This window comes from uncultured Mobiluncus sp. (assembly GCF_947254095.1).
GTDB lineage: Bacteria > Actinomycetota > Actinomycetes > Actinomycetales > Actinomycetaceae > Mobiluncus.
This window is the reverse complement of record NZ_CAMYBV010000054.1, coordinates 1-2,768: the sequence shown is the minus strand read 5'-3', so window position 1 is coordinate 2,768 and position 2,768 is coordinate 1. Positions and strand designations below refer to the sequence as shown.

Sequence of the window (2,768 nt, the reverse complement as noted above, 5' to 3'; positions counted from 1 at the left end):
GACTCCTCAAATCAGGATAATAGCAGTATATCATAGTACGCTCTAAAAAACAAGAGGTTTTCCTCCAACTATTATTTTTTGCCCGCTTTGCCCGTTTTGTACGCTGTGCCCGCCCTACTCTGTCGGTTGGTAAAGTCCGCGCACACGGGCCGTGTTTTGCACGAAAACAATGCCGTTTCCGGGCTGGCGCAAATCCAGAGTTTCGTAAATCGTCTCCACTATTTGCGGAGTATTCGCCTGGTCGGCCAGGATTATCACCAGCTCTTTTTCCGGTTCAATGCCCAAACCGAACAGGGTGGCAGTCTCGTGAACCCCAGAGCCACGCGCATTAATAATCGTTCCACCGTGCGAGCCAGCCTGCACCGCCGCGTCGATAACCTCTTCGGCGTGGCCTTTTTCCACGACGGTCAATATCACCTGAATCATGAGTTTTCCTTCTTTTGATGGCTGGTTTCAGCCAGTTGGTGCCCTGCCGAGGCGGCAGAAGCGCGGGTGGTGGTTTTTTCACCAGCAGAGTGGGTCGAGTTGGGTTTGGTTTCACCAGTAGGGGTGGGGCCGGCCCACGGGTCTTTGTTGTGTAGGTTGGTGCGGCGCCGGGCGCGAGCCTGGAACACGATACCGAGCAGCTGCAACACAATCGGGGGCATCAGCGCGACCATGGTGATCAGTCCTAAACCGTCCTCCACCACGTCCGCAGTAGGTGTGCCAGCAGCCGCACCTTGGGCAAAAGCTAGCACAAACGTGGTCAGCATCGGACCGGGAGCGACCCCGCCGCCGTCAAAAGCTAGCCCGCCGAATAGCTCGGAGGACACGAACGTCAGACCGACCGCCACCAGGTATCCCGGCAACAGCATATGCCACAGCTCTAAACCAGGCATCACCAGGCGCAACGTAGACAACAGAACTGCCGAGCCCACTCCTAGTGCCATCGCTGCCATCACCGCTGAAGCCCGCACCGAACCGGAAGTGACCTCCTGGACCTGTTCGGTCAGGACGTGTACCGCCGGTTCCGCCAACACCGCCAGGAACCCCAGCGCAAAAGCGATACCTAGCAGCAGCGGCGCGCTGCCGCGCAGCGCCAAGCTCACCCCGATCGTGCGTCCCACGTCCATGAATCCGCCGTTTGCGCCGGTCAGGAAGAAAGTCAGACCCAAAAACGCCATCACGATACCCGCGATGACACTGCGGCGCACGGACTTGTGCAGTTTGAAAACCGTGACGTTCCCAATCAGGAACAGCGCCAGCAGCGGGGCGAGGGCGAGGCTGACACTGCGGGCTTCCATCGGGAAATGCCGCACCAGCGGTTCAAAGAGGTGGGTCGTGTCCGGGGTCAGGGTCGGTCCGGTGGTCGGCAGGGCGCCCAAGTGCAGCAGGATAGACGTAATTTGCAGAGCCAAAATCGCCCCCACGCAAGCAATTGCCACCAGCCCGAACGAGTCCGCTTCGCTGCGCGCCGAGTCGCGTTTCAAAGACGCCACCCCGGTAGCGAAAGCCAACACGACCGGCACCGTCAGCGGTCCGGTGGTGGCGCCGGACGCATCGAAAGCAATCGCCAGATACTGCATGGGCGCCACCAGCGCCAACAGTGCCACCAGGCCATAAGACCCCAGCAGCACCCAACGCAGTTTCCAGCCGCGCAAAATCCGCACCATGCCCAGGCACAGCAACACCGCCAACCCTGCTGAAACCACCATAATCAACAGGATTGAGGACACTATCCCGCGGGTTAGCGTGTTGACCTGCGCGGCATAGATGAGAATATCCGGTTCCGCCATGGTCAACAGGAAACCCAGCACGAAAGTGACTGTCATGACCACCGTAATCCGTCCGGACTTCACCACGGTGGAGGACATAATTCGTCCGATAGGGGCGATACCGACCTCGACCCCCAGCAGGAACAGCGACAGCCCGGCAATAACCGCGATGGCGCCCAGCCCAAAACGCGGCAACAGCACTCCCGGCAGGGGAACGACCGTGACATGCATCAGCACCACAACAGCAGCAATGGGAAGGACCGATTTGGTCGTTTCCCATAGCTTTGCGGTTAGGGTATTCATCTAAGCTCCCTGGTAAAGTCCGCTGACGGCGACCACGTTTTGGGTGAAAAGAATGCCGTGGTTGGGTTTATTCAAGTCGAGTCGCTGGTCGATGGCGTCCTCGATTTGGGGGGCATTTTGAGCCGGGGCCAGCATAAACACAATGTCTTTTTCCGGTTCGATTTCCATGCCCAGCACCAGTTCGGTTTGGGCGACCCCCGAGCCGCGCCCGGCGATGATGGTGCCGCCGCGAGCCCCGGCACTTTGCGCGGCTTCGACCACGTACTCGGCCCGACCGTGTTCCACAATGGTGGTGATGAGCTGCCACTGTACGGGTTGCGCAGCGGAGTCCGCAGGAGGTTCGGGCCAGTGCTCGATGGCGGACGTTCCCGCGATGCCCTCCATCTCAACCGCAAAAGCGATACCCCGGTTGGGTTTCTCGAAGTGGAAACGTTTCGCCAAGGCGTCCATCGCCGTTTTTGCGGTTGCGGTGTCCGCCCCCATGATGAGGACTTCTTTGCGGGAATCTATCATGCCGATGGCGTTGAGCCACTTGTTTTTGATGGTGCCGCGTCCCAGCATCACCGTGGCGCCGCGAATCCCGTGTTTTTTCGCTTCGGCAATGACTTTGGAGGCCATCTGGTCATTGACCACAATGTAGAGCAGCACGGCGTCCTTGTGCCAGTCTTTCTCAAGCATGGGAAACCTTCCTTGTCTTAGAAGAATATATTA

At 58.9% G+C, this 2,768-nt stretch carries 3 protein-coding genes; all 3 read right to left on the bottom strand.

Annotated features, from left to right (window positions below):
* Positions 1-114 precede the first annotated feature (114 nt).
* Genes Q0X47_RS08600 through Q0X47_RS08590 form a run of 3 tightly spaced genes read right to left on the bottom strand, consistent with a single transcriptional unit; the run spans position 115 to position 2,735 of the window.
* On the bottom strand, positions 115-426 hold the full coding sequence (locus Q0X47_RS08600) for a P-II family nitrogen regulator (protein WP_169756030.1): 312 nt from the start codon (positions 424-426) through the stop codon (positions 115-117).
* Positions 423-2,057, bottom strand: a complete 1,635-nt coding sequence (locus Q0X47_RS08595) for a DUF1538 domain-containing protein (protein WP_297725071.1) — start codon at positions 2,055-2,057, stop codon at positions 423-425. The genes Q0X47_RS08600 and Q0X47_RS08595 overlap by 4 nt, the downstream gene beginning before the upstream one ends.
* Positions 2,058-2,735: a P-II family nitrogen regulator gene (locus tag Q0X47_RS08590; RefSeq protein WP_297725068.1), complete on the bottom strand. Its 678-nt coding sequence runs from the start codon at positions 2,733-2,735 to the stop codon at positions 2,058-2,060.
* Between the last annotated feature and the right edge of the window lie 33 nt (positions 2,736-2,768).